Genomic DNA, 26,698 nt, shown 5'->3' with positions numbered 1-26,698 from the left:
TTCAGCGGCGTTTTGCTATAAAAGTCACAGCGTAGATTTATAAACGTTAAATTATCATATAAATTAAAATCTTGTTAAATATAACAGCTGATATGAGTAAACATTAAACATATCAATTAAGAACCAAGGAGATAATCATGGTTCTTAAATCAAATAAATATTACGCATTAATTTTATCTACAACGATATTATATTCCCAACCAAGTATTTTACATGCAGCAGAATACACTTGGAGCGGAACAGTTAACACAAACTGGTTTGAGACAAGTAACTGGGCGAAAGGCAACGGGGCCGAGGTCAATGGCATACCAGGAGAGGCCGACAGGGTAATATTTAGTAAATCTGCTATTTTCGCCCCATCAATTACATCTGGTAATAACACCACAATAAATCAATTAAGTTTTGGTGCAACAACCAGCACAGACTCTCCAAAGTTAAATATTGATGGAGGAACACTCAATGTAATAGAATTCGTTCTGCTTGAAAAAGCAGAAACTGGAAATACAATAAGCATTTCCAGCAACGGAAAACTTTCAATCGGCGGAAACTTAAATCATGGATACAATCCAGGCCCAACTAAGATTGTACTGCAATCTGGCGCAAGTTTAATCCAAACCAACACAAATTCCATATTTTCAACAGGTGAAGATTACGCATCCTCATTGCAAATTTTTGCGAAAGATTCAGGAACTCAGGCAACCCTTGGCCAAACAACCTTCGCAAATAAAGGCTTTACGAGTCTACATATCACTGAGGGCGCTCAAATTTTTACTGAAAATTTGACTTTAGCCAAAATTCAAAACTCCGATTTTGAAGCAACAATATCGGATGCAGACAGCAAATTATTATCACGTGACAATATTATCTTAGCTGAAGGTGGTGACGCCACAATCACCCTTCTAAACAATGCAACATTGCAAACGGCCAATAAGATTATTATCGCCCAAAAACCTGGCTCAAAAGGAACAATTAACATTGGTAGCAACACCCAGTCAGGCGGTCAATTTATTGCCAATTCAATAGAAACAGGAGAGGGGATAGCGTTAATAAATTTCTTCAACACAAATGGAGTGTACAATTTAAATAGCAACATTACAGGAAGAGGGGAAATATACGTATTTAACAACTCCTACATACATACCGGATCACAACAAAATATATTAACCATTGAGAATAAAGTATTTCTACGAGACACATCTACACTATCAGGATTTGTAAATATTTCAGATATCTCTAGTGATGCAACTTTATCACCGGGTGACAGCTCAAATTTTTTTGAAATGAAAATCAATGGAAGTTACATTGGTAATGAAAACAGTAAAATTGTTATTGATGTAAATTTAGGTGATGACTACTCCTTCACTGACAAAATAAATATTACCGGAATTACATTAGGATCATCAGCTATAATAGTACAAAATAAATATGGAACCGGTGCCTCCACTGTCAACGGCATTCAGATCATTGAAGTAGACGGACAATCAGACGCTACGATGTTTCTGGGTAATCCTGATTACACCACATCCGATGAAAAAGATGCAATTATCGCTGGCGCTTATGCCTATACGCTCGAAAAAGGCCTCCCTTCAACAGATGACGGTAACTGGTATTTACGCAGCTCTATTGTTTCTCCACCATCCCCCCCGGGGCCTCCTGTTCCACCAGGCCCGCCAGTGCCTCCCGGACCTCCGACACCACCCGCTCCGCCTGTACCGCCAACACCTCCAACACCTCCGGGGCCAAATCCGGATCCGCGCTATCAACCGGGCGTGCCGCTTTACAACAATAATGTAGAAAGCATGAGAAGCATCAATCAGACTTTGATGTCATCGCTCTATACACGCGCAGGAAACCGCTACTGGAGTGGTGCAGGAACCTATCATATTGCCCAAGGCGATGGCGTGGGGTCCGGTTATCAGCCACCTGAAGCCGGTACAGTCGTAACGGATACAGGACTGTTCTGGATACGCACAGAGGCCGGTCAGGAAAACTACAGCTCGCAATCATCAACCATTGCCAGCAAATACCGCCAGAATTACTGGCTGGTACAAGCGGGTCTCGACAGCCAGTTGCGCGAAACCGAGACCGGCCGCCTGATCGGAAGCGGCTGGGTGCATTATATTGACGCCAAAAGCAGAAGCTATTCGCGCTATGGTGATGGCGATATCAACACGCAGGCCTATGGTTTCGGCAGTGCTCTGACATGGTATGGCGATAATGGTTTTTATGTCGATGCCCAGACACAGGTCAGCTGGTACAAGACCGACCTGTATTCTGATCTGACACGGAAGAACCATGTCTCCGATCATAATAATGCCGGTTATGGTTTTGGCATCGAAGTCGGAAAACGTATCCAGTATAATGATTTCTGGTCCTTCACACCGCAGGCACAACTGACCTATTCCGGTCTGAACCTGAAAGATTATACAGATTTCTACGATGCCAGAGTCCATCATTCCAATGAGAATGATGTACTGGGTCGTCTTGGTCTGGCAACAAATTATGAGAATGCATGGCAGGATGCTGCCGGTTTCACCCGAAAACTGGATCTTTACGGCATGATTGGTGTGCAGCAAAACTTCACAGGAAATTCCAATCTCATTCTTGTTTCCGGCACACCTTTCTATACCGGCGGACAAACACGCACACAGCTGCAATTAACGCTGGGATCGACCTATAGCTGGAATGATGGCAAATATGCTGTCTTCGGGACAGTTGAAACCAGCGGCGCCACGAAGAATATCAGTGACAATTACAGTCTCTCCGGCAATCTCGGATTTAAGATACGCTGGTGAAACAACAAAGAAAAAGGGCAGCCCTGCGGCTGCCCTTTCTGATTTCAAAACCTGAAACCTTCAGCACTATTCACGGTTGCCCAGGAAGTTGAGCAGGAACATGAACATGTTGATGAAGTCGAGGTAAAGACGCAGTGCGCCCATTACAATTTTGCGACCCATCGCATCCGATGCATCACCTTCGTAATACATTTCCTTGATCTGCTGGGTGTCATAGGCGGTAAGACCGGCAAAGATCAGAACACCAAGAACCGATACTGCAAACTGCAGAGCAGAAGAGCCGAGGAAGATGTTAACCACGGAGGCAATGATAAGGCCGAACAGACCCATCATCAGGAACGAGCCCATTGCCGACAGGTCGCGTTTGGTGGTGTAGCCGTAAAGCGACAGGGCACCAAAAGAGGCTGCGGTAATGAAGAACGTACGCACGATGCTCTCGCCGGTAAAGACGAGGAAGATCGAGGACAACGACAGACCAACCAAACCGGCATAAACCCAGAATGTCAGCTGCGCGGTTGCAACGCTCATGCGCTCAATGCGGAAGCTCAGGAAAAATACGGCAGCCAATGGAGCAAGCATTACGACCCATTTCAGCGGGCTGCCATACATAAGTTGTGCGAAGGCCGGATTGTTCATGGCGAGATAGGATGTGCCGAGTGCAGCCAGACCGGTTACGGCCAGACCAATCGCCATCATATTATAAACGCCAAGCATGTATGAGCGCAGTCCCTGATCGACGGCTGCGTCTGCGCGCGCCCCGACCGGGCTCTGCGCCTGTACATTACGAAAATCTACCATAATATTCCTCTTGCCTTGTTCCGTCCGGTGTCGGGGGCGCTCCCCAGGCGCCGCTGGCGGAACCCCAGCATGCCTGCCTAATATAATGGTTATTTTGCATGTTCAAAACAAGACCAAACAACCCTTTACCAGTAAAAAAGCTTTGTTTTTAGAATCTTTTACGCTGCGCCCTGTTTCTCTCAGCACGATAAAACAGAGTATCTAAGCCTTTATAATTCCCGTAAAACACTCCCTGCCTTCTGCCCAAGCACCCGCCATGTACCGGCGAGACCAAAGCCGACGGTCAGAACCAGCGCCGTCAGCACTGTGAAAAATGCCACGTCCGGCAGCATCCGCATTTGCAAATTCATCAGCTTTACCACCACGAACCATGCAGCCAGACCACCAGCGCCAAGGGCAAAAACGGCCGTTGCCAAGCCAAGCAGCGCATATTCATAGACAAAAGCGCGGATCAATGTGAGGCGTGTGGCACCCAATGTTTTCAGCACCACCGCATCATGCTGTCTGGCACGATTACCTGCCGCCAGTGCTCCGGCCAGTACCAGAATTGCCGCCAGCAAGCCAACCGATGCAGCCCATCGTATAGCTACCGCCAGCTGGCTGATCAGGTCATTGGCCACTTCAATCGCATCTTTAACCCGCACAGATGTGACCGCAGGGAAAGTCTGCGTTACCGTGCGCAACACATTGGCTTCCTGCTCCGGTGCCGCGTTGGCATCAGTCAGTGTCGCCAGCCATGAATGCGGCGCACCGGCAAAAGTATTCGGCGAGAACACCATGACGAAATTGATCGCCAGTGTTTCCCACTGTACCTGACGGAAATTGGCGATCTTTGCAGTAATATTCCGGCCAAGCACATTCACTGTCACCGTATCACCGATTTTAAGCCCGAGCTCTTCCGCCTCTTTGGCCGCAAAAGACACCAGCGGCTCACCGCTGTAATCCGCTGGCCACCACTCACCTTGTGTCATTGTGGAGTTTTCCGGCAGATTTTTCGCATAAGTAATACCGCGATCTCCGCGCAGCACCCACGCGCCCTGCGGCGGCACAGTCACCTTATCAACATCGGTGCCGTTCAAAGCCACTATGCGTCCACGCAACATCGCTGCACTGACGACTTTGCCTTCCGGTGCTGTTTTCGCCAACAGATCGCGGAAGCCATCAATTTCCGTATTCTGAATATCGACAAAGAAGAAATTCGGCGCATGGGCAGGCAGGCTCTGGGTGATCTGACGGCGCAGATTACCATCAACCAGAGCCAGCGCCACCACCAAAGTCAGGCCAAGACCGAGCGAGAGCACAACCGAAGGTGTCAGCGCACCCGGACGGTGAATATTGCCGACTGCCAGCCGCAAGGCCGGTGACTTAAACCGCGGGGCATTACGCGCCAGCATCCGCAAACCAAAAGACACGCCGCGCAGAATGATAAACGCAGCAACCGCTCCCACGATAAACACACCGGCAATGCGCTGATCTTCAACAAAAAACAGCACCAGCCCGATCAATATCAGCAGCAGAAGTCCGGCAGTCAGCATATAGAGCAGCGGCGGCCAGCCGCTTTGGTCAAAACCTTTTTGGCGGAACAAAGCTGTTGCCGGAATTGTCCGTGCCCGCCCCAAAGGCAGAAGGGCAAAGATCAGCGTGGTAATCAGCCCGAAAGCAGTCGCCAGCAACAGCGCTTGCGGATAGAGCTTCAGCCCGCCGCTGACCGGCAGATAGGATGACAGGCCATAGATCGCCGCGGCGCTGAGCCCCAGTGACAGTACCAGACCAATGACAATTCCGATCAGCGCAATAGCCACGATCTGAAACAGATAAATCAGCACCACGAAGTCAGCAGATGCACCGAGTGATTTGAATGTCGCAATAACAGGCCGCTTGCCGTCGAGAAAACTGCGCACTGCATTGGCGACACCAACACCGCCGATAATCAGCGATGTGAGGCCGACAAGGGTGAGAAATTGCGAAAACCGCTCAATATTGGCGGATAAAGCCGGTGCCGCATTATTCCGGTTGCGGATATTCCAACCCGCTTCAGGGAAATTTTTCTCCGCCGCAGCTTCCAGCGCTGCCAGACGTGTATCCTGTGCCCCCGCCTGCGCCGTGTCCGGCAAAGCGATTTTATAAATATAATTGACCAGGCTACCGGGCTGAATAAGACCGGACGCCCGCAAGGCTTCATCGGAAGTCAGAAAACGCGGTGCCAAAGCCATGCCGGAACCCAGCATATCCGGCTCACTCTCAATCATAGCCCGCAACGTAAACTTTGCTGAACCGAGCATGATCTGGTCACCGAGCTTCAGACCCAGACGATCCAGCAAAAGCTGCGGCACAGCCGCGCCATAGGCTCCGTCCTGCAATGCAAAACGCTCTGAAGCCGCCAAATCCGGTGCCAGTTTTAATGTGCCATAGAGTGGATAGGCGCTATCCACGGCCTTCACCTCAACCAGCGCCTGATCGGAACCATCTGTCATGCGCACCATTGAACGCATGGTGATATTCTCAGACACCGTGCCTTGCGCGTTCAGAAACTGCCGTTCCTGCTCCGTCACCTCACGCTGATTGAGCATAAAGCTGACATCGCCGCCGAGAATAGCCTGTCCTTCAACCGCCAGACCATCGGCAATAGAACGGGCAACGGAATTCACTCCGCCGATAGCGGCAACGCCAAGCGCAATACAACCGAGAAAAATATAAAAGCCGGTCAAACCGCCACGCATTTCACGCAATGCAAAGCGCAGCGCCAGTGCGAAAGACGGCTTCGTTGCAACTTTACTTGTCATCCCTGTCGTGCCCGCCGTCATTGCGCGGCTTCCGCCTGAACGACCTCTTCATGTGTGTGGCTCTTGCCAGACACAGGATCAGAATGAATACGACCGGAGCGCACCTGAATCTCCCGTCCGCAACGGGCAGCCAGCGACGGATCATGCGTCACCAGCACCATTGTCAGCCCGTATTCTTGTTGTTTGGAGAAAAGCAGATCAGCAATCTGGTTACCGGTTTCACTGTCAAGATTTCCGGTCGGCTCGTCGGCAATCAGAATAGCCGGTCGCGGTGCCAAGGCACGGGCAATCGCCACACGCTGCTGCTCACCACCGGAAAGTGCCGCCGGATAATGCGACAGACGATGGCCAAGCCCGACGGATTTCAAAGCCTGTTCGGCAACGACAAATGCATCATCGCGCCCTGCAAGCTCCAGCGGTACCGCCACATTTTCCAGTGCTGTCATATTGGGGATCAAGTGAAAGGACTGAAAAACAATGCCTATATTGCGCCCGCGAAAGGCGGCGGCCTGATCTTCACTCATCCGGTCGATCCGTTCGCCGCTGATAAGCACCTGACCGCTATCGACCTTTTCGAGCCCTGCCAGCACCATCAGCAATGTAGACTTACCGGAGCCGGACGGTCCGACAATACCAACAGATTCACCGCTTTGTATTTTCAGGGAAATATCATTGAGAACATGGACGCGGGCGGCATTGCTGCCCAGTGTGAGATCAATATTCTCAAGCGTAATACCGGATTGGTGAAGCTGCATGGTCACGTCATTTCCCTGATAAATGGCGGAGGCTCTGAAGACAGATTGTTTTCTATCTGGGGTCGCAGAAAGCTAATGTACAGGGCAAAGGGTGAAATACTGTTGCCCTGACCATAAATTTGGCTCTTGCAAGCTACAGATTATTCGCCATATGCAAATAAGAAAACTCGGACAGGATCAACAATCAATGGCATTGCGGTTCATACATCTTACAGGCATGGCTTTGCTGCTGGGTCTTTTTTTGGCTGTCTCATTACCCGCAAAGGCACAGGAAAATGCTGCAGATACAGTGCAGATTGTAGGTTTCGGCGACAGTTTGATGGCCGGATATCAGCTGGCGCAGACCGACGGCTTTACCGCCCAATTGCAGACAGCACTCAGTGAAGCCGGTTATAAAACCGCAGTTGCCAATGCCGGTGTTTCCGGCGACACCTCCAGCGGCGGTCTGGCTCGCCTCGACTGGTCTGTGCCGGATGAAGCGCAACTGGTTATTCTGGAACTTGGTGCGAATGATGCCTTGCGCGGCATTTCCCCTGAACTGACCGAGAAAAATCTCGACCAGATGTTGGCGCGTCTAAAGGAACGCGGCATTCCGGTGTTACTGGCCGGAATGATTGCACCACCGAATATGGGCGCAGATTATGCTGCCAAATTTAATCCGCTTTATCAAAAGCTCGCAGACAAATATCAGGTCAGACTTTACCCGTTCTTTCTTGACGGTGTGGCAGCTGACAAAAAACTGCTGCTGGAAGACGGAATGCATCCGAACCCGCAAGGTGTGAAGGTCATGGTTGCCAATATTCTGCCGGATGTGAAGGCCATGCTGGATCAGGAATCAATTGATCTCAACTGATCCAGCCGGGAAGATTATCAACAAGTGCGATTCATCTTCCTGACACTATCTGTATGATAGTTATTCAATCAGCAACACATGATCTGGTAAAAAGCCGCAAAACTTAACACGAGCAGACAAAGTTTTGGGGCTTATCTCACAAAGCACTTGTGCAATGAGCAGATCGGTGGTTCGCTGTCAGTTAAGGCTTTGCAATCTGCTTCACTTGCAGGTTGAGGAGCCGCTCCAGATCAGACCGCAAGTCAATGGTGCTGGTTTGGAAAGAACCATATTTGAGACCATATCCCATTGAGGAGGATGCTATGCCGCGCCTTTTCACTGCCCTCGAAATCTCCCGGGATGCTGCCCTGTCACTCTCACTTTTGCGTGGCGGGCTTATCGGACCCAAAGGTTCTGTCCGCTGGATTGATTCGGAAAATTACCACATCACATTACGGTTTATCGGCGATGTCGAAGGTCATGTGGCCGATGAGATCGTTCACGCGCTTGACCGGATTGACCGGCCCGGCTTTACGCTGCAACTGACCGGCGTCGATGTGTTCGGCACCAAAAAACCGCATAGTATTTATGCCGGTGTTGCGCCGTCTCCCGAACTGCTGGCCTTGCAGGCAGAGATGGAACGGATATGCCAGAGATTGCGGCTGCCGCCTGACCCGCGCAAATTTACCCCGCATGTCACACTGGCACGGCTTAAAGGCCTGCCGGATATGCAGATTGCCCGCTATCTCTCGGAGCGGGGCAATTTCACCACGCTGCCGTTCAACGTCACCCGTTTTGTGCTGATGTCGTCGAAGGAATCCACCGGCGGCGGGCCTTATGTCACGGAAGAAGTGTGGCCGCTACGCAAGCCTTCATTTAATGCGGGCTTTGAAGACGGGGCATCACCTCTGCATTATCAGTTTCGTGCCGGTGCCGCAGAGTAGGATGCAACAGCCAGCTAAACAAAGTGCCGCAGAGTAAGTTGCGGCACCATAATAGACAAAGTGCTGCATTAGCCTATTAAACAAAAAAGCGGCAGATTACTCTGCCGCTTCTTTAGTAAGCTGTCTTTCGGCCAGTGCCACATTATAACCTGTCGGCCAGTGCCTCCGCTGCTTCCCGAACCATCCGGTAAACCCGTTCGAAATCGGCGTTTCCGCCATAATACGGATCAGGGATTTCTTCTCCGCGATCAGCGCTATTGCCCGCAAAACCATCCCGTGCCACTGCGGTGAACAAGCCTGTCACCGCAGAACTGCCTGCTGGTGCAAGGCGGTTGATTGTCATCAGATTATTCTGATCCATGCCCAAAATCAGATCAAAGCGATTGAAATCCGCAGCCCCAAGCTGACGACAGCGTTGTGCGGAAATATCAATTCCGTTTCTTGCCGCAACGGCAACAGAGCGCTCATCCGGAGCCTCTCCGGTGTGATACCCATTGGTACCGGCGGAATCGATCAAAAATTCCCGCTGCGGGAAGCGTTCCTGCAAAACGCTGCGCATAACACCTTCAGCCAGAGGAGAACGGCAAATATTACCAAGACAGATGAAAAGTATCGAAAATGGCTGCGACATACATTCCCCCCCGACATTCACACTATAAGACTTATAAGCAACAGATGCGGGCGTGTTTCAGCCTGTGCAATCATTGGATCAAGATTGGCCCCGATCAGAATTTGCTCTGATACGGCATCAATATAAAATGTGAAATGAACCGAAACTGTACAAAAAACAAGTTACGATAATTTAATCCGGTTTTATGCTAATATCCCCGTTCTCATATCCCTGTTTTTGACCGTCTCAGGAGCTTGCCATGTCCCGCCCCCCCCTCACCCGCGAAGAAATTTCAACAGCCATGTCCGGCCTCTCCGGCTGGGAATTATCGGCAGATCACGGCTCAATCCGTAAAAACTTCAAATTCCTCGACTTCAATGCAGCCTTTGCCTTTATGACCCGTATTGCCATGGCGGCAGAAAAACTCGACCACCATCCGGAGTGGTCAAATACCTATAATAAGGTCGAAATTACCCTCACCACCCATTCGGCCAAAGGTCTGACAGCGCTGGATATGCGCATGGCGCAACTCATCAATGATTATGCCGGGTGATCCGTTTTCGGTACCGGCAACACTCCTGATATCTTGTAAAGATGCTCAGGTCACACCATCTCTTTCCTGATGAGGATTTGCTATGGATGATGTCAAAATAGGTGAAATTTTGCAGCCGGGCTCAGAGCGCGAACAGGAAAGCCGTGCACAACGTGTGCGTAAAAATTTCTGGAAGACCCTGAAAAAGACCGCAGGCAAAGTGCCTTTTACAGAAGATCTGGTCGCATCCTATTATTGCGCGCTGGATACGAAAACACCTGCCCGTGTGCGTGCAACTTTGCTTGCCGCACTTGCTTATTTCGTGCTGCCTTTTGATTTTGTACCGGATCTTCTGGTCGGCATCGGCTTCACCGACGATATGGCCGTGCTCATGGCAGCGCTGGCCTCTGTACGCCGGCATATTACACCGGCGCATTATGCCGCCGCGCGACAATCCTTAAGTCAGAACCCTGACGCGGAACCGCAGGAGCACTGAGCTCTGTCCGTCTGCACAAATCGCTGATTTCAAAGAATACAGAATCAAAAAACCTGAGAACAAACTATCGCCGTTTTCCTGATGCTGAAGTCACGCATAAGGGCATGTGAGTGAGAATTTCTGCATATTCTTCAGAAAAACCTCTCTTTTGCCTCAAAACTTCACGGTTTGGTAACCCAGATTAAGTCAAATTAAGACAAACAAACGGGACGTGCCTTAAACAGCATGTTTCCCGGATTTTGAGTTTGAAGCAAAACGAAAGAGAACCGGTAGGACCTATGCTTGGAAAATCGATCGTCGCGGCTTCTGTGTTCACAATGGCTATGGCAGGCAGTGCGCTTGCCCAGTCGCCGAGCCAGATCAGCCAGTTCAACGCCTGGGGCGCATACAGCTATCAGTCGGGCAACGGTAAAGTATGTTATGTCCTGTCCGTCCCGACCCAGAAGCAGCCTGCATCTGTAGACCACGGAGATAATTTCTTCCTCGTCAGCCAGAAGCCAGGCCAGAACGTATCTTTTGAGCCGCAATTTATGGCCGGTTATGAATTGCAGGCCAATTCTAAAGTGACCGTCACCATCGGCAATGCGCGCTTTAATATGTTCACCAATGGTAAATCCGGCTGGATGGAAAATGCCGCAGAAGAACCAAAGCTGATTGCTGCCATGCGCGGCGGTGCGGATATGGTTGTAAATGCTGCATCAAAGCGTGGTACAAAAACCACCTATACCTATTCCCTGAAGGGCATTTCCGCAGCGCTCGCTGCAATTCAGAAGTGCCGCTAAAGCGGGCTGGTCAGAAATGCCGCAAAAGCAGGCAAAATCTGAAAAGTTTAAAAGCCGGATTTATGTCCGGCTTTTTTGCATTCCGGCGATGAATACAAAAAGTCGCAAATCATAACCCTTGATAAAAGCGTGACGCAGCGCCATTTCCGTGCTATGAGGCCGCACTTCAGGGTATTCTTGCGGATCTCATCGCGAAAAACGCCCCCATTAAATCATGCAACAATGCCGCTTTATCAGTTTCCAATCAGGGCTTTTGTCCTTCTGATGCGGCTATGCAATTGTGAGCCTTAAGTAAAACCGATGTCTATTTCTTATGACCTTACCACGCCTCAGACCCGTGATGCACTGGCCGCCAATGCCCGTGCAATGCTGGCACCAAAGCCGTCTTTGATCGGTCTTTCCCGTGAGGAACTGGGTGAGGCCTTGCTGGAAATCGGCATTCCGGCCAAACAGATCAAGATGCGCGTCGCGCAGCTCTGGCACTGGCTCTATGTGCGCGGTGTTTCAGACTTTGCCGATATGGCGAATATCTCCAAAGACCTGCGCAGCGCTTTGACCGAGCATTTCACCATTGCCCGTCCGGAGGTTGTGGAAGAACAAATTTCCACCGACGGTACACGCAAATGGCTGTTCCGCTTTCCGCCACGCGGCGCAGGACGTCCGGTCGAAATCGAATGTGTTTACATTCCTGAAGAAGGCCGCGGCACGCTGTGTATTTCCTCTCAGGTCGGCTGCACCCTCACCTGCTCTTTCTGCCATACCGGCACACAGAAGCTGGTACGCAATCTGACTTCAGAAGAAATCCTCTCGCAGCTGCTCACCGCCCGTGACCGTCTCGGCGACTTCCCTGAAACCAACACACCGTATGGTGCGATTGTGCCTGCGGAAGGCCGCAAGATCACCAATATCGTGATGATGGGTATGGGCGAACCGCTCTACAATTTTGATAATGTCAAAAAAGCACTGCTGATTGCCTCGGATGGTGATGGTCTGTCGCTGTCCAAGCGTCGTATCACACTCTCCACCTCCGGCGTTGTGCCGGAAATCTACCGCACCGGCGAAGAAATCGGCGTGATGCTGGCGATCTCGCTCCATGCCGTGCGCGATGATCTGCGTGACATGCTGGTGCCGATCAATAAGAAATACCCGCTCGAAGAACTGATCAAAGCCTGCCGCGCTTATCCGGGTCTGTCCAATGCCAAGCGCATCACCTTTGAATATGTGATGCTCAAAGACGTCAATGACAGTCTGGAAGATGCCAAGAAACTGGTGCAGCTGCTCAAAGGTATTCCGGCTAAAATCAATCTTATTCCGTTCAATCCGTGGCCGGGCACCAACTATCAGTGCTCCGACTGGGAGCAGATTGAACGCTTTGCCGATTATGTGAATGCAGCGGGCTATGCCTCGCCGATCCGTACACCGCGCGGCCGCGATATTCTCGCCGCCTGCGGTCAGCTGAAATCGGAATCCGAGCGCATGCGTAAAACTGATCGTCTGGCGCTGGAAGCCATGATGATCGCCAATCACGGCGAAGATTAAACGGCACCCTCACCTATTCAATACATCCCGAAAAACAATTCCAGAGTGAACTTGATAGAACAAACTATTAATCACTCTGGAAGTATATAGTTACATGCATAATTTTACGCTGCGATGCAATGTAAATCTAATATTAGTTAATTAAAGTAACCTTGCACTAAAAAATTCCGCTTATTTCCATGTAAAACGGATGCAAAATGATCACCATAACGAATTTAACTGCACGTATTTTCGTAATACTTACAGGATATTTTCTTGCCGTATCTGCTGCAGTTAGCTCATTAGGATTTATAAATGCTCTCTTTATAAATCCTTCTATGGGAGGGAATAATATTTTAGGACTTTTAGGAATTTTATTAATTTCAGTATTTTACAGCTACGTTACTTGGCCATATACAATTCTTCCAGCATTGCTTATTGTCGCGCTTGGAGAATTATTCTCAAGAAGAGATAAATTATTTTACATTTTAGCTGCAATTACCATGAACCTGTTTCTTTATGCAGCTTACTCAGATGCTGGAAATCAAGGCGGTAGTATAATCGCCATTTTAGCAAAAATTTTATTCAGTGGTTTTATTGGTGGCCTAACATACTGGATGATTGCAGGTCGATGGACAAATATTCCATCACAACGAGAGTAAAATAATACACTATAATTTAAAGAAACAACCTTCAATTCAATCAAAGATACATTCAACATGGATAAAAGCCTGCAACTGATCGGCCGGTTCACAGTCATCATCTTTGGCTATGGCTGTGCTGTTCTGGCTGCAGGTCTTTTTCTGAATATTATGCTGATCTCCACCATCGGCATGCTGCCGGATATCATCAATGATGGTTTTGAATATGGCTTCGGCGCGGGACTGTTCGTTGCCACACCATTCATGGCCATGATCATCGGTTATCTCGCCTTCTGGCCTGCACTTGCAGCTATTGCCATCGGTGAATATTTCAACAAACGCGACAGCCTGTTTTACAGTCTCTGTGGTTTGGCAGCCGGCATTATTCTCTTCGTGGCAGGTTTTCAGCCCGATGTGAAAAATGCTGACGAAGCCATGATGATGATGATGAGCTGCGCAGCCGCAGGAATTATCGGCGGTTTTACCTATTGGCTGATAGCCGGACGCTGGAGCAATCTGGTTTCCGGCAAAGACACACCGGAAACCAAATAATTTTTCTTTTCACGCATGTCTTTACCCCAAAACCGGCATCCGCTTTTGGGAGACATGCTATAAATTATTTGCCTTCTGCCAGCAGAATTTTCAGCGCAAAAACTGAGAAAACACCCGCAAAAACATAATCCACCCAGCGTGTGACCGTCGGATTTTTCTTCAAAAGACCAGCGAATTTATCGGCTGCCAAAATCATCGGCACCACCACCGGCAGGCTGAGCGGAATGAAAGACAGGCCGAGGAAAAACAGTTTCCCCGGTGCATGCGGATCATGCGCCGAGACGAATTGCGGCAGGAATGTCATATTGAACAGGATGATTTTCGGGTTAAGCAAATTAATCCCTAAACCCGTTGCCCAGTTCTGAAATATCGTATGTTTTTTACCGCTGCTTTTTTCCGGCGAGAAAGCTGAACCTTTGCGCAGCGCCTGTATTGCCAGCCATACCAGATATCCGGCACCAACAACTTTCAGCACCCAGAAAGCACCCGGTGATGCAATAATCAGTGCCGACAAACCAATCGCCACCATGGTGGTATGGATGACGATGCCGCTGGAAGCGCCCGCAAGGCAGGCGAAACCAGCCGCCTTCCCCTCAGATAAAGCTCGTCCGACAAACAGTGTCATATCAGGGCCCGGTGTGATCGACAGGATAAATGTCGCAATAGCGAACTGGACCAGAACCGGCCAGTCCGGAATAAAAGTCAGAGAATTTAAGAATGACATGCATGCGCCCCGAAGCGGTTAAGTTTTGCCAAACTAACGCAGAATTTGTTTCTGCGGAACCGGATTTACATAGGCATATCTAAAATTTAACAATCTCACGACTGTGCCATTAAGACGGCTTGCTTCACACTATTGAGATGATAAAAGAAATATCAGAATTTCATCGCTGCAAAGCGAAAAACACTCAGATGCCGTACCGGCTCGTACTGGATGCATAAAATGAACAACTGGAAAGACGTTAAAAAAGTCGTGCTCGCTTATTCCGGCGGTCTCGATACTTCTATCATTCTGAAATGGCTGCAGACCGAGCTCGGTGCTGAGGTTGTGACTTTCACTGCTGATCTCGGTCAGGGTGAAGAACTGGAACCGGCACGCAAAAAAGCTGAAATGCTCGGTATCAAAGAAATCTTCGTTGAAGATGTCCGTGAAGAATTCGTCCGCGATTTCGTTTTCCCGATGTTCCGTGCCAATGCAGTTTATGAAGGCGTTTACCTGCTCGGTACTTCGATTGCCCGTCCGCTGATCTCCAAGCACCTCATCGAAATCGCCAAGAAAACCGGCGCGGATGCGATTGCTCATGGTGCAACCGGCAAGGGTAACGATCAGGTTCGTTTCGAACTGTCGGCCTATGCACTGAATCCGGATATCAAGATTATCGCTCCTTGGCGCGACTGGTCGTTCAAGAGCCGTACAGACCTGCTCGATTTTGCTGAAAAGCACCAGATTCCTGTGGCAAAAGACAAGATGGGCGAAGCACCGTTCTCCGTCGACGCCAACCTGCTGCACTCTTCCTCGGAAGGTAAAGTACTGGAAGATCCGGCTGTTGAAGCGCCTGAATATGTGCATATGCGCACAATTTCACCGGAAGCTGCACCGGACAAGCCAACCATCATCAAAATCGGCTTTGAGCGCGGGGATGCGGTTTCGATCAACGGCGTGCGCATGTCGCCTGCAACCCTGCTGGCTGCACTCAATGACTATGGCCGCGACAATGGTATCGGTCGTCTTGACCTCGTTGAAAACCGTTTCGTTGGCATGAAGTCCCGCGGCGTTTATGAAACACCGGGCGGCACTATCCTGCTGGCAGCACACCGCGCGATTGAAAGCATTACGCTGGATCGCGGCGCAGCGCATCTGAAGGATGAACTGATGCCACGCTATGCGGAACTGATCTATTACGGCTTCTGGTTCTCGCCGGAACGCGAAATGCTGCAGGCGGCAATCGACCATAGCCAGCGTCATGTAGAAGGTGAAGTGACACTGAAGCTCTATAAGGGCAATGTGATTGTGACCGGCCGCGAGAGTGACAAGTCGCTTTATTCCGACAAGCTGGTGACATTTGAAGATGATCACGGCGCTTATGACCAGAAAGATGCAGCGGGCTTTATCAAGCTTAATGCACTGCGTCTGCGTACACTGGCAGCCCGCAACCGCGGCTAATCAAGCCAACTGAAGACTGAAACAACAAAACAGCCGGAGCAATCCGGCTGTTTTTTATTTATCTTTTGGCATCACAAACGCGGCGTTGGATTTTGGTTATGGCGTGGCGAAAATGGTGATTTTCGAGAACCGGAGCGGAATGTACCCTTGCATAATCCCTTCATCATTCGATGAAGGATAAGATTATGCAATCCCCAGAATCACGGCATCCTTTACGCGCCAATAGGCGCGTGGTGCCGTGTGTACATGAGCACCGGAGCGGAGAAAATTGCCATTTGCAGACCGCCAGAGCCGGAATCCCTAGTGGACGGCGAGAAAGACAGCACTGTAATGGAGCGCCGCTCCCGCCACGACAAAGCCGTGCCAGATGGCGTTTTGGAAGCGCAGGCGTTCCCAGACGTGGAAAATAACGCCGAGTGAATAAATAATCCCGCCGGCAGCAATCAGCACCACCACTTGCAGGGGCAAGAACTGTAACAGCTGGTCGTAAATCAGCACACCGCTCCAGCCGAGCGCCAGATAGAGCAGAATTGCCAAGCGGTCAAAACGACCGGGCATTGTCAGTTTCAGTGCAATACCACAAAACGCAATCAACCAGACCAGCCCCAGATGCCAGCCAGCCCCCTCACCCATTTTCATGATGAAGGGCGTATAAGTTCCGGCAATCAGCACATAAATCATAGAGTGGTCGAAGCGGCGCAGAAACTGCTTCACCGGTGAGACCGGCCAGATATTATAAATTGCAGAAATCGTCAGGGCAGCTACGAGGCTCAGCACATAGATCAGCGCGGAAATATAAATGACCGGTGAAATCTGCCCTGCAAAATACCACAGCATCACGGCTGCGCCGCCAACGGCCAGAGCCACGCCCACAACATGGACGATGCCATCCGCCCATAATTCCGCTTTGTCATAGAGACGCGCAACGGAGGCTTCAGCCTTTTGTAAAATCTGGTTCATGGTGCCGCCTGCACAATTTCGGGGTGATGATAAAAAGCGAGGTCAAAATGAGTATGCGTCAGAATGATTATAGATTCATGACGACAAAATGACCTGCCTGTAAAATTACCCGATCAGAGCTGCAGACAATAAAAAACCGCCTGCTTCATTAGAAAACAGGCGGTTTTAAAACTTGCAAATTTCAGATCAGCGGGTGCTGAAATCCCGTCTGTTCGGCTGCACACGCGATGTTTTTGCAGATTTAGCAACAGACTGCGTGACCATAGGGTCGGTTTGTGCCACATCAACAGCATTGCCGGTTGCTGCGGCTGTCACAGCCTTTGCGGCTTCTGTAGCTTTGCCCGGCTCAATAAAAGCGGTGCGGATGGAGTTCGGGCCTTTACGCAGACCGGTTTCTTCCAGCAGACCTTTGCGCTTGGCATCATAATAATAGCCGCGGGCATAGAATTTCACGGCCTGCGTTTCATTGCCACCGGCAACTTTATAGGCACCGGCCAGATATTTTACCGCATAACGCAGATTGGTATTGGCATTGAGCAGTCCCTGCGGACTGCCATCATAGCCCATACCGCGCGCTGTGGCATGGCTGATCTGCATCAGGCCGAAATACGGACCATTACGGGCAACAGGATTATAACGGCTTTCACGCTGCACCACGCGGTGCACCAGACGCTCCGGCACCTGATAGGCTGCCGCATATTGGCCGATAAGATTATGCAGTTCCGGCTTGCTATCTGCCGCGATCTCGGCGCGCTGCTCGACCAGATGGTTCGCAGTGCCGGATTTGGTAACGCCGGTATATTTCACTTCGCCCGGTGTATTATGCGCACCGGTTGCCAGAGATGGTGTTGCTGTTGCAATCAAAGCCTCTGTTGCGGTCTGACGGAATGCCGGTGTCGGCACGGTAGCCGGTAAAACTGGATCGCCTGCTTCTGTCACGGCCAGAGCGGCGACCTGTGCAGCATTGCCCTTTTCTGCCGCATAGGCAGAAGCTGCAATTGTAGCACCTTTTGCGCTGCCATCAGGATTAGCGTCGATAGAAGCAGCCTCTGCGGGCGCACTAACCGCAGTAGCCATATCTGCCACGGCAACATCAACAGCCTGAGTTGTTGCCGAATTGGCGGCAGTTTTTGAATTATTTGTGGTGGTACAGGCCGACAAAGCCACAACACCGGAGAGCAGAACAGCAGAACGGAGAGCCAGAGCTGAAAATCGCATCAGGCACCCGTTTCGTTGTTGAGACGTTTTTCGAGTTCAACCAGATCTTCCGGCAATGGCAGACCACTGGCTCTCATCGCATTGAGCTTCTCACGAATGGACTCAGCCAGTTCATGCATGTCTTCCGGCTGGTTGACCATCTGCTCAAACAGTAAAGCGATTTCCGCCTTGATCTCTTCGAATGCCATCGGGCGATCCTTTTCGTTGTCTTCGTTTGCGGGCAGCACAAGCCATCGCCCGACAAACGTAAGAAGCGACACAGCAGAATGCATTGATTAAACGCAACCGGAAACTGTATCGCTCATGCAGTAGAAATCGTCATAGAATCCCGAAGATTGAGGATTCCATCTCATGGTTGATGAAATATTTACAGAGATTCCGCCCGTGAGACCAGCCGTAAAATGCAATCCGCGCCAAAAGGGTCAGACAACTTTTGTTGTCAGATGTCCGATAGCGTCAACGCCGCCCTCCAGAATATCGCCCCGCGCAACAGCACCAACACCCGCAGGCGTACCGGTAAAGATCAGATCTCCGGCCTGCAGTTCATAGAGTGTGGAAAGAATTGCAATGGTTTCCGGCACAGACCAGATCAGCTGATTGATATCACCTTTTTGGACAGTTTTACCATTAATTTTCAGCCAGATAGCCCCATCCTGCGGGTGACCGATACGGCTTGCAGGCACCAATGCAGAACAAGGAGCGGAATGTTCAAACGCTTTGGCAGTCTCCCACGGGCGCCCCTGCTTTTTAGCCTGACCCTGCATGTCGCGCCGTGTCATATCCAGCCCGACAGCATAACCGTAAATATGCTCATTGGCCTGTGCTGCCGGAATGTTTTTTCCGCCTTTATGAAGGGCAACAACCAGCTCAATTTCATGATGCACGTCATTGGACAGCGGCGGATAAGGAAAATTGCCGCCATCTGTCACCAGATTATCCGGATTTTTCTGGAAGAAAAATGGTGGCTCACGATCCGGATCATGTCCCATTTCCCGCGCATGGTCTGCATAATTGCGACCCACACAATAAATACGGCGAACAGGAAAGCGCTGATCGCTCCCCTCAATCGGCAAGGTTACCGGCGGGCGGGCAGGAAAGATCAGCGTATCAGACATGGGCATTCTCTTACTGGTAAATTCTGGCTGTTAAATTCTGAATTTGCCCGAGCCTACAGGAAAGTTTCAATCCTGCAAGATAAAGTCTGCCTCACGGGACTGCTCTGTCACGGTTTGCGCATTCGGAATATCATTAGCAAGCGCACGCGCTCTGGCTGCTTCATAATCCGCACCATGATCCAGCCAGCGCTGAATAAGCCGCTGTTCCAGAACCGGAAGCGGCACTTGCAAGAAAATGCTCAGATCAAAATATTGGCGCAAATCGCACCAGACAGGCTGATCCAGCAGCAGATAATTACCCTCGACCAGTAAAATCTGATGCTGCGCTGTGACCATGGCAGCCCCCGCACGCGCCAGATCCATTGAGCGGTCAAAAACCGGAATCGCAATATCACCGGTTTCCGATTTCAAACGGGACAACAGCGCCCGAAAGCCATCCGCATCAAAACTATGCGGTGCGCCTTTACGCGCCCTGTAACCACGCGCATCCAGAATGGCATTATCATAATGAAACCCGTCCATCGGCACGACAACAGATGGCTGAGCAGCGGATAAAGCATTGATCTCCTGACACAATGCCTCCGCCAGCGTGGATTTTCCCGCGGCAGGCGCTCCGGCAATTGCAACAATCAGACGATTTCGTCCCTCTGCCCGCGCCAGAATTTCCGCAGCCAGCGCTTCACGCTTTATCACAGGTGTTTCAGGCATCATGCAGCCAGCATCTCATCAGTCGGAGTCAAAGCGCCGGTCATCAGCGCTACGGCATCAGACATAGAACATTGACGGGGATTGATCACCGCCAGTCTTTTGCCCAGCCGGTGCACATGCACACGATCCGCCACTTCAAATACATGGGGCATATTATGGGAGATCAGAACAATCGGCAGACCACGTGATTTCACTTCCTGAATAAGATCAAGCACGCGACGGGATTCTTTAACCCCTAACGCGGCTGTCGGCTCATCCATAATCACCACTTTGGAGCCAAAAGCCGCCGCACGCGCCACTGCCACACCCTGACGCTGACCGCCGGAAAGTGTTTCCACCGCTTGCGAAATATTCTGGATGGTCATCAGTCCGAGTTCTGAAAGCTTATCGCGGGCGATCTGCTCCATTTTCTTGTGGTCGAGCTGACGAAACACACTGCCCATCAGTCCGGGTTTGCGCAACTCGCGCCCCAAAAACATATTATTCGCAATCGACAAAGCAGGCGACAAAGCCAGATTTTGATAAACAGTTTCAATGCCTGCTGCCCGCGCGGCAATTGGCGAACGGAAGCTCACCGGTTGGCCGTCGAGGAAAATTTCGCCTTCATCCGGCTGGATCGCACCGGACAGCGCCTTAATCAGCGAAGACTTTCCTGCACCGTTATCGCCGATAACCGCCAAAACTTCACCCGGATAGAGATCGAAATCTGCATGATCCAGTGCCGTAACACGGCCATAGCGTTTGACGAGGCCTTTTGCCGATAAAACCGGCTGAACTGACTGTTTCATGCCGCAGCCTTTCTGATCCACTGGTCAATTGCAACCGCAACGATAATCAGGACACCAATCAGCAGATAGGTCCATTGCGGATCGGTTCCCCACAGGCGCAATCCCAGCGAAAACACGCCGACAATCAATGCACCGAACAATGTGCCGAGAATGGAACCGCGACCACCGAACAGGGAAATTCCGCCGATCACCACAGCCGTAATGGATTCAATATTCGCAAATTGTCCCGCTGTCGGTGAGACCGAACCAAGGCGCCCGATCATCGCCCATCCGGCCAGTGCGCAGATCAGTCCGGCCAGAATATAAACCGACATCAGAACCGGTTTGACACGTACACCGGAAAGCTGTGCCGCTTCGGGATCATCGCCGATCGCATAAACATGCCGCCCCCATGCCGTATGATTGAGCACATACCAGAGAACCAGAACCAGCAGCACCATGGCAATCACACCATAGGTAAAGACCGCACCGCCGAAGCGGATATTATTTCCGAAAAACTGCAATATCGGCGCTTTTTCGGTGATTTCCTGAGCACGGATGGTTTCATTGGCGGAATAGAGAAAATTGGTCGCCAGCACGATTTGCCACATACCAAGCGTGACGATGAAAGGCGGCAATTTCCAATAGGCCACGAACCAGCCATTGAAGAAACCGCATAAAGCGCCGACAGCAAAACCGCACAGGATGGAAAGTTCCGGCGGCAGACCATAACGGAAAGTGAACTGTCCCATCACCACCGAAGACAGCACCATGATTGCACCGACAGACAGATCAATACCGGCCGTCAGAATGACAAGTGTCTGCGCGGAAGCAATGATGCCGGTAATGGCAACCTGCTGCAAAATGAGTGTCAGCGCAAAGGCAGAGAAAAACTTGGATCCGACCAGAACAGCAAAAATCGCCAGTGACATCACCAGCACGATCAGCGGTACGGCCGCCGGATTGTGATGCAGGATCACACGCATTCTGTAGAGCAGACTGCGATCCTCATTCTCAAAACTCGCAACACCGGATGCGCTGTTCACCAGAACCTTTTCAAAATCCTGCTGGGTGCGCTTGACTTCCGTTTCATGATTTTGCGTGGTTTCTGTCATAGGAGCTTCCGGTTGCTGCAGCCTGAAAAGGAACCGGCATGAAGATCACGCCGGTTGATTTTTTAGAGCGCCGTGCGCCCGACCGGGCGCTACACAAGGTCGCTCTGACACTTTAAAATTAGAGCATAATTTTACCTTCAACTGATTCAAGTTTAAGAAATTATGCTCTATTAGAAAGGCACGGGGATCAGCCCCAGCACTTCGCCAGACCTTCTTTGGTATCGATGGATTCAACACCTTCAACCGGCTGGTCGGTTACCAGCATCACACCGGTATCAACAAAGGTCTTGCCATCTGTCGGCTTCGGCTTTTCACCGGTATCAGCAAATTTTTTAATTGCCTCAATACCAAGTGTTGCCATCTGCATCGGATATTGCTGCGCTGTTGCGCCTATCACGCCGTCAGCCACATTTTTTACACCCGGACAGCCGCCATCAATGGAAACAATCATCACATCTTTTTCACGGCCAACAGCTTTCAGCGCCTCATAAGCACCGGCTGCAGCAGGTTCGTTAATGGTGTGCACCACATTGATATTCGGCTCTTTTTGCAGAAGATTTTCCATGGCGCGGCGGCCGCCCTCTTCATTGCCGTCAGTCAGATCGCGACCGGCAATACGCGGATCATCCTCATCGCCGAGCACATCCTTGTTTTTCGGATCAATACCGAAACCTGTGGCAAAGCCCTGATCGCGCAGCACGTCAACACTCGGCTGCATGGCGGTAAGGTTCAGGAAAGCAACTTTGGCATCTTTGGCTTTATCACCCAGACGCCCTGCAGCCCATTTGCCGACCAGTTCACCGGCCAGAAAATTGTCTGTTGCAAAAGTTGCGTCCGCAGCATCAGCCGGTTCCAGCGGCGTATCCAGTGCGATCACCAGCATACCGGCATCACGCGCCTGTTTCAGTACAGGAACAATGCCTTTAGTGTCGGAAGCGGTGATGAGAATACCTTTTGCACCATCGGCAATACAGGTTTCCACCGCTGCAATCTGGCTTTCTGTATCGCCGTCAATCTTACCCGCATAGGATTTCAGATTGATGCCAAGTTCCTTGGATTTGGCAGTCGCGCCTTCTTTGATCTTTACAAAAAACGGATTGGTATCTGTTTTGGTAATCACACAAGCCGTCACTTCAGCCGCCTGCGCCCCCGCACCCGCAACGCCCAATGCCATAAGGGCAAAAGCAGAGGTAAGAATAGTTTTTCTCATGAACTCCTCCCAGAGTCATTTTTCTACGATCAGTTCAAGCACCGAACTGCGTAGCTGAACCAGCCAAATCAATTGTCTCAGGCGCCCTCTTCCGCCGCCTCTGCGCTGCGATTTCATGAAAGAGCAAATTTATTGCCCCCAGAAATATGTGCAAGCGCGATCATGGAAACACGGGTTTTCAGTCCTGTCAATTAATAAATCCACTTGATTTATTAATTCGCTATGTCAGTCTAAGATCAGCGTGATGACAAAACTGTCCGCGCAGGCTTTACTTCAAAAATAATTCTCTTATTCCAGCTCTTTATCCCGAATGCTCCTTACAGGACACCCGATGCACTATCCGCAAGGCGCCCCTATTGATCCTGCCACAACCAGCCGCGGCTCTGACCAGACCGGCATGCGCGCCTATAATGAAAGGCTGATCCTTTCCGTTGTGCGCCGTCACGGTGCCATGCCGCGGGCAGATATTGCCAGACTAACCGGCCTGTCAGCGCAAACCGTGTCCGTCATCATCCGCAATCTCGAGCAGGACGGATTATTGTTAAGCGGTGAGAAACAGCGCGGACGTGTCGGCCAGCCAAGCCAGCCGATGATGCTCAATCCTGACGGGGTGTTTTCTTTTGGCCTGAAGATCGGGCGTCGCAGTGCAGAACTGGTTCTCGTCGATTTTACCGGCACGATCCGCGCACGTATGCACCAGACCTATCTGTGGCCGGTGCCGGATAATATTCTGCATTTCACGCTTTCGGCTATTGAGCAATTCACGGCGCAGCTCACGCCTTTCCAGCAAAGCCGCATCGCCGGTCTCGGCATTGCCATGCCGTTTGAACTCTGGAACTGGGTGGAGGAAGTCGGCGCACCACCTGCGGATTTGCAGGCCTGGCAAAGCACCGATATTTGCGAAGCACTGAGCCGGAAACTGCCTTTTCCCGTTCTGATCCAGAATGATGCCACCGCCGCCTGCGGCGCGGAGCTGACCTTCGGTTCAGGGCCGGATTATGCGGATTATGTTTATTTTTTCATCGGCTCATTTATCGGCGGCGGCGTTGTCCTCAACAATACGCTTTATGCCGGACGCAGCGGCAATGCCGGTGCACTGGGCTCCATGCCGATGGGCAACGGTTTCGTCACCACGGCAGGCCAGATCAGCCGCCCTGCCCAGCTGATTGATACCGCATCTCTGTTCATATTGGAGCGCAGTCTCAAACAGCAGAATATAGACACGGCTCCGCTTTGGGCGGCGCCGGATAATTGGGAAATTTTCAACCCTGTGCTTGATGAATGGGTATTGCTGACCGCGCGCAGCCTTGCCCATGCCATTTCATCGGCCGCCAGTGTAATTGATTTTCCTGCTGCCATTATTGACGGCTGGATGCCGGAAAATTTACGCGGCAAGATTGTTGAAACTACACGCAATGAAATCGGCAGGCTTAATTTACAGGGAATCATCCCGCCGGTGATTGAAGAAGGCACAGTTGGTGTTCATGCCAAAGCACTGGGGGCAGCGCGGCTGCCAATCTTCAGCCGCTATCTCTTTGATCAAAATGTTCTTTTTAAACACATACAATAAACCCGTCTTACCAAAGTTGAACAATAAACCGCTATTTATGTGAAATCATTTACTTCGGCTTCACAGGACTGCCTATAATATCCGTCATGAATGCAACTTGTTCATTCCACATGCATTTATCTTTTGCGAGAGCCGTTATTGTCAGGACAAAGCCAGATCATGACTTTTAAAACTATCAGCACCACAGCTTTTACAGATCAGAAGCCGGGCACTTCGGGCTTGCGCAAAAAAGTGACTGTCTTTGCTCAGGAGCATTATGCGGAGAACTTCATCCAGTCGATCTTTGACAGTCTGGAAGATTTTCAGGGCAAAACACTCGTGCTCGGCGGTGACGGACGCTATCTCAATCGCAAGGTCATCCAGAGCACGATCAAAATTGCTGCTGCAAATGGTTTTGGCCGCATTCTGGTCGGCCTTGGCGGCATTACCTCGACACCTGCAGCTTCCAATCTCATCCGCAAGAATAAAGCCTTTGGCGGTATTATTCTCTCTGCCAGCCATAATGCCGGCGGACCGCAGGGTGATTTCGGCATCAAATTCAATATCAGCAATGGCGGTCCCGCTCCGGAAAAACTGACCGAAGCGATGTTCGCCAATTCCAAAACCATCACATCCTATAAGATTGCCGATTGCGCCGATATCGACATTGATACACTTGGCTCGCATCAGATCGGCGATACGGTGGTGGAAATCATTGATCCGGTGAAAGATTACGCCGCCTTGATGGAAAGCCTGTTTGACTTTCAGGCGATCCGCACCCTGCTGCAATCCGGTTTCACCATGCGTTTTGACGCCATGCATGCCGTGACCGGCCCTTATGCCAAAGAGATTTTTGAAAACCGGCTCGGCGCAAAAGCAGGCAGTGTTTTCAATGCTGTGCCTTTGGAAGATTTTGGCGGTCACCATCCTGATCCCAATATTGTTTATGCCCATGAGCTTTATGAAGAGCTGATGTCGGCCAATGCGCCGGATTTCGGTGCAGCATCGGATGGTGACGGCGACCGCAATCTGATTATCGGCAAGGGCATGTATATTGCCCCGTCGGATTCTCTGGCAGTTCTCGCCGCTAACGCGCATCTGGCTCCGGCCTATAGCAAAGGCATTGCCGGTATTGCCCGCTCCATGCCGACCAGTTGTGCCGCAGACCGCGTGGCGGAAAAACTGAAGATCGGCATGCATGAAACACCGACCGGCTGGAAGTTCTTCGGCAATCTGCTGGATACCGGTCTTGTCACCATTTGCGGTGAGGAAAGTGCGGGAACCGGCTCTGACCATGTGCGTGAAAAAGACGGATTGTGGGCTGTGCTGCTATGGCTGAATATTTTGGCGGTACGCAAACAATCTGTCGCCGAGATTATGCATGAGCACTGGCAAACCTATGGCCGCAATTATTACTCACGTCACGATTATGAAGAAGTCGCCTCGGATGGTGCCAATGCGCTAATGGATGCATTGCGCGCCAAATTGCCTGATCTTAAAGGCAAGACCGTGCAGGGTATGGTTGTGGAAGCAGCCGATGATTTTGCCTATCATGATCCGGTCGATCATTCAGTGAGCAAGCATCAGGGCATCCGCATTCTCTTTGCCGGTGGTTCCCGTCTTGTGGTGCGCCTGTCCGGCACCGGTACAGCCGGTGCAACCATCCGCATCTATCTGGAACGCTATGAGGCTGACAGCAGCAAGCATGATCTGGAAACCCAGTCTGCCCTGACCCCGCTGATCGCAGCCGCTGCGGAATTCACAGAGATCACGCATTATACCGGCCGCGAAAAACCAAGCGTCATTACCTGACCCAACAAAAAAGGCCTGCATTGCAGGCCTTTTTCAATTTCA

25 protein-coding genes are annotated in these 26,698 nt (G+C 50.8%); 12 read left to right on the top strand and 13 right to left on the bottom strand.

What is annotated here, in order from left to right:
* Positions 1-137: 137 nt before the first annotated feature.
* Entirely contained in the window at positions 138-2,795 is a 2,658-nt protein-coding gene (locus BKD14_RS01775; RefSeq protein WP_083646746.1) for an autotransporter outer membrane beta-barrel domain-containing protein, read from the top strand.
* A gap of 66 nt (positions 2,796-2,861) precedes the next feature.
* On the opposite strand, the gene BKD14_RS01770 is transcribed toward BKD14_RS01775, so the two are convergent.
* From BKD14_RS01770 to BKD14_RS01760, 3 genes are all read right to left on the bottom strand, one after another.
* A complete protein-coding gene (locus BKD14_RS01770) occupies positions 2,862-3,593 on the bottom strand; it encodes a Bax inhibitor-1/YccA family protein (protein ID WP_075654041.1) in 732 nt (243 codons plus the stop codon).
* A 209-nt stretch (positions 3,594-3,802) separates the two neighbouring features.
* On the bottom strand, positions 3,803-6,397 hold the full coding sequence (locus BKD14_RS01765) for an ABC transporter permease (protein ID WP_245293541.1): 2,595 nt from the start codon (positions 6,395-6,397) through the stop codon (positions 3,803-3,805).
* Positions 6,394-7,131 (bottom strand): ABC transporter ATP-binding protein, encoded by a 738-nt coding sequence (locus BKD14_RS01760; RefSeq protein ID WP_075654040.1) that lies wholly within the window; start codon positions 7,129-7,131, stop codon positions 6,394-6,396. Before BKD14_RS01760 ends, BKD14_RS01765 begins: the two co-directional genes overlap by 4 nt.
* Positions 7,132-7,348: 217 nt before the next feature.
* Between BKD14_RS01760 and BKD14_RS01755 the strand changes: the two genes are divergently transcribed.
* Positions 7,349-7,984: an arylesterase gene (locus BKD14_RS01755; RefSeq protein ID WP_075654728.1), complete on the top strand. Its 636-nt coding sequence runs from the start codon at positions 7,349-7,351 to the stop codon at positions 7,982-7,984.
* Between the two features lie 302 nt (positions 7,985-8,286).
* Positions 8,287-8,907, top strand: a complete 621-nt coding sequence (gene thpR, locus BKD14_RS01750) for an RNA 2',3'-cyclic phosphodiesterase (RefSeq protein ID WP_075654039.1) — start codon at positions 8,287-8,289, stop codon at positions 8,905-8,907.
* 142 nt (positions 8,908-9,049) lie between these two features.
* Here the strand turns inward: thpR and BKD14_RS01745 are convergent, their stop codons facing one another.
* Positions 9,050-9,538, bottom strand: coding sequence for a low molecular weight protein-tyrosine-phosphatase (locus BKD14_RS01745; protein WP_075654038.1), 489 nt, complete (start codon positions 9,536-9,538; stop codon positions 9,050-9,052).
* Positions 9,539-9,776: 238 nt separating this feature from the next.
* On the opposite strand from BKD14_RS01745, the gene BKD14_RS01740 reads away from it, so the two are divergent.
* From BKD14_RS01740 to BKD14_RS01715, 6 genes are all read left to right on the top strand, one after another.
* Positions 9,777-10,070 (top strand): 4a-hydroxytetrahydrobiopterin dehydratase, encoded by a 294-nt coding sequence (locus BKD14_RS01740; protein ID WP_075654037.1) that lies wholly within the window; start codon positions 9,777-9,779, stop codon positions 10,068-10,070.
* Positions 10,071-10,152: 82 nt separating this feature from the next.
* The gene (locus tag BKD14_RS01735; RefSeq protein WP_022710203.1) at positions 10,153-10,545 is read left to right on the top strand and encodes a YkvA family protein; all 393 of its coding nucleotides are present in this window, start codon (positions 10,153-10,155) and stop codon (positions 10,543-10,545) included.
* Between the two features lie 278 nt (positions 10,546-10,823).
* The gene (locus BKD14_RS01730; RefSeq protein ID WP_022710204.1) at positions 10,824-11,327 is read left to right on the top strand and encodes an invasion associated locus B family protein; all 504 of its coding nucleotides are present in this window, start codon (positions 10,824-10,826) and stop codon (positions 11,325-11,327) included.
* 300 nt (positions 11,328-11,627) lie between these two features.
* Positions 11,628-12,866 (top strand): 23S rRNA (adenine(2503)-C(2))-methyltransferase RlmN, encoded by a 1,239-nt coding sequence (rlmN, locus tag BKD14_RS01725; protein ID WP_075654036.1) that lies wholly within the window; start codon positions 11,628-11,630, stop codon positions 12,864-12,866.
* A 197-nt stretch (positions 12,867-13,063) separates the two neighbouring features.
* Entirely contained in the window at positions 13,064-13,507 is a 444-nt protein-coding gene (locus BKD14_RS01720; protein ID WP_075654035.1) for a hypothetical protein, read from the top strand.
* 57 nt (positions 13,508-13,564) lie between these two features.
* Positions 13,565-14,038 carry a hypothetical protein gene (locus tag BKD14_RS01715; RefSeq protein ID WP_075654034.1) on the top strand — a complete coding sequence of 158 codons (474 nt, stop codon included), beginning with the start codon at positions 13,565-13,567 and terminating at the stop codon, positions 14,036-14,038.
* Between the two features lie 64 nt (positions 14,039-14,102).
* Here the strand turns inward: BKD14_RS01715 and BKD14_RS01710 are convergent, their stop codons facing one another.
* On the bottom strand, positions 14,103-14,762 hold the full coding sequence (locus tag BKD14_RS01710) for a LysE family translocator (protein WP_075654033.1): 660 nt from the start codon (positions 14,760-14,762) through the stop codon (positions 14,103-14,105).
* Positions 14,763-14,981: 219 nt separating this feature from the next.
* Between BKD14_RS01710 and BKD14_RS01705 the strand changes: the two genes are divergently transcribed.
* The gene (locus tag BKD14_RS01705) at positions 14,982-16,202 is read left to right on the top strand and encodes an argininosuccinate synthase (RefSeq protein WP_075654727.1); all 1,221 of its coding nucleotides are present in this window, start codon (positions 14,982-14,984) and stop codon (positions 16,200-16,202) included.
* A gap of 300 nt (positions 16,203-16,502) precedes the next feature.
* On the opposite strand, the gene BKD14_RS01700 is transcribed toward BKD14_RS01705, so the two are convergent.
* The 8 genes from BKD14_RS01700 to BKD14_RS01665 form a co-directional block, all read right to left on the bottom strand.
* Positions 16,503-17,162, bottom strand: coding sequence for a hemolysin III family protein (locus tag BKD14_RS01700; RefSeq protein WP_075654032.1), 660 nt, complete (start codon positions 17,160-17,162; stop codon positions 16,503-16,505).
* 186 nt (positions 17,163-17,348) lie between these two features.
* A complete protein-coding gene (locus BKD14_RS18985) occupies positions 17,349-18,380 on the bottom strand; it encodes a lytic transglycosylase domain-containing protein (protein WP_210215494.1) in 1,032 nt (343 codons plus the stop codon).
* Positions 18,380-18,568: a hypothetical protein gene (locus tag BKD14_RS01690; protein ID WP_028233459.1), complete on the bottom strand. Its 189-nt coding sequence runs from the start codon at positions 18,566-18,568 to the stop codon at positions 18,380-18,382. The genes BKD14_RS18985 and BKD14_RS01690 overlap by 1 nt, the downstream gene beginning before the upstream one ends.
* A 234-nt stretch (positions 18,569-18,802) precedes the next feature.
* Positions 18,803-19,495, bottom strand: coding sequence for a fumarylacetoacetate hydrolase family protein (locus tag BKD14_RS01685; RefSeq protein WP_139316305.1), 693 nt, complete (start codon positions 19,493-19,495; stop codon positions 18,803-18,805).
* Positions 19,496-19,561: 66 nt separating this feature from the next.
* Complete coding sequence (locus tag BKD14_RS01680; protein WP_075654030.1) at positions 19,562-20,206, bottom strand: nucleoside/nucleotide kinase family protein; 645 nt, start codon at positions 20,204-20,206, stop codon at positions 19,562-19,564.
* Positions 20,203-20,991, bottom strand: coding sequence for an ATP-binding cassette domain-containing protein (locus tag BKD14_RS01675; RefSeq protein ID WP_022710214.1), 789 nt, complete (start codon positions 20,989-20,991; stop codon positions 20,203-20,205). Before BKD14_RS01675 ends, BKD14_RS01680 begins: the two co-directional genes overlap by 4 nt.
* Positions 20,988-22,085, bottom strand: a complete 1,098-nt coding sequence (locus tag BKD14_RS01670) for an ABC transporter permease (RefSeq protein ID WP_075654029.1) — start codon at positions 22,083-22,085, stop codon at positions 20,988-20,990. The genes BKD14_RS01675 and BKD14_RS01670 overlap by 4 nt, the downstream gene beginning before the upstream one ends.
* Positions 22,086-22,272: 187 nt before the next feature.
* Positions 22,273-23,295: a substrate-binding domain-containing protein gene (locus BKD14_RS01665; RefSeq protein ID WP_075654028.1), complete on the bottom strand. Its 1,023-nt coding sequence runs from the start codon at positions 23,293-23,295 to the stop codon at positions 22,273-22,275.
* 331 nt (positions 23,296-23,626) lie between these two features.
* Between BKD14_RS01665 and BKD14_RS01660 the strand changes: the two genes are divergently transcribed.
* Together BKD14_RS01660 and BKD14_RS01655 are read left to right on the top strand one after the other, a co-directional pair.
* Positions 23,627-24,865 carry an ROK family transcriptional regulator gene (locus BKD14_RS01660; RefSeq protein WP_175576048.1) on the top strand — a complete coding sequence of 413 codons (1,239 nt, stop codon included), beginning with the start codon at positions 23,627-23,629 and terminating at the stop codon, positions 24,863-24,865.
* 159 nt (positions 24,866-25,024) lie between these two features.
* On the top strand, positions 25,025-26,656 hold the full coding sequence (locus tag BKD14_RS01655) for an alpha-D-glucose phosphate-specific phosphoglucomutase (protein WP_075654026.1): 1,632 nt from the start codon (positions 25,025-25,027) through the stop codon (positions 26,654-26,656).
* Positions 26,657-26,698: the final 42 nt, after the last annotated feature.

The sequence above is a fragment of the Pseudochrobactrum sp. B5 genome (assembly GCF_001939785.1).
GTDB classification, from domain to species: domain Bacteria; phylum Pseudomonadota; class Alphaproteobacteria; order Rhizobiales; family Rhizobiaceae; genus Pseudochrobactrum; species Pseudochrobactrum saccharolyticum.
Note: the sequence above shows the minus strand (reverse complement) of the source record. Positions and strands in the feature narration are given on the sequence as shown.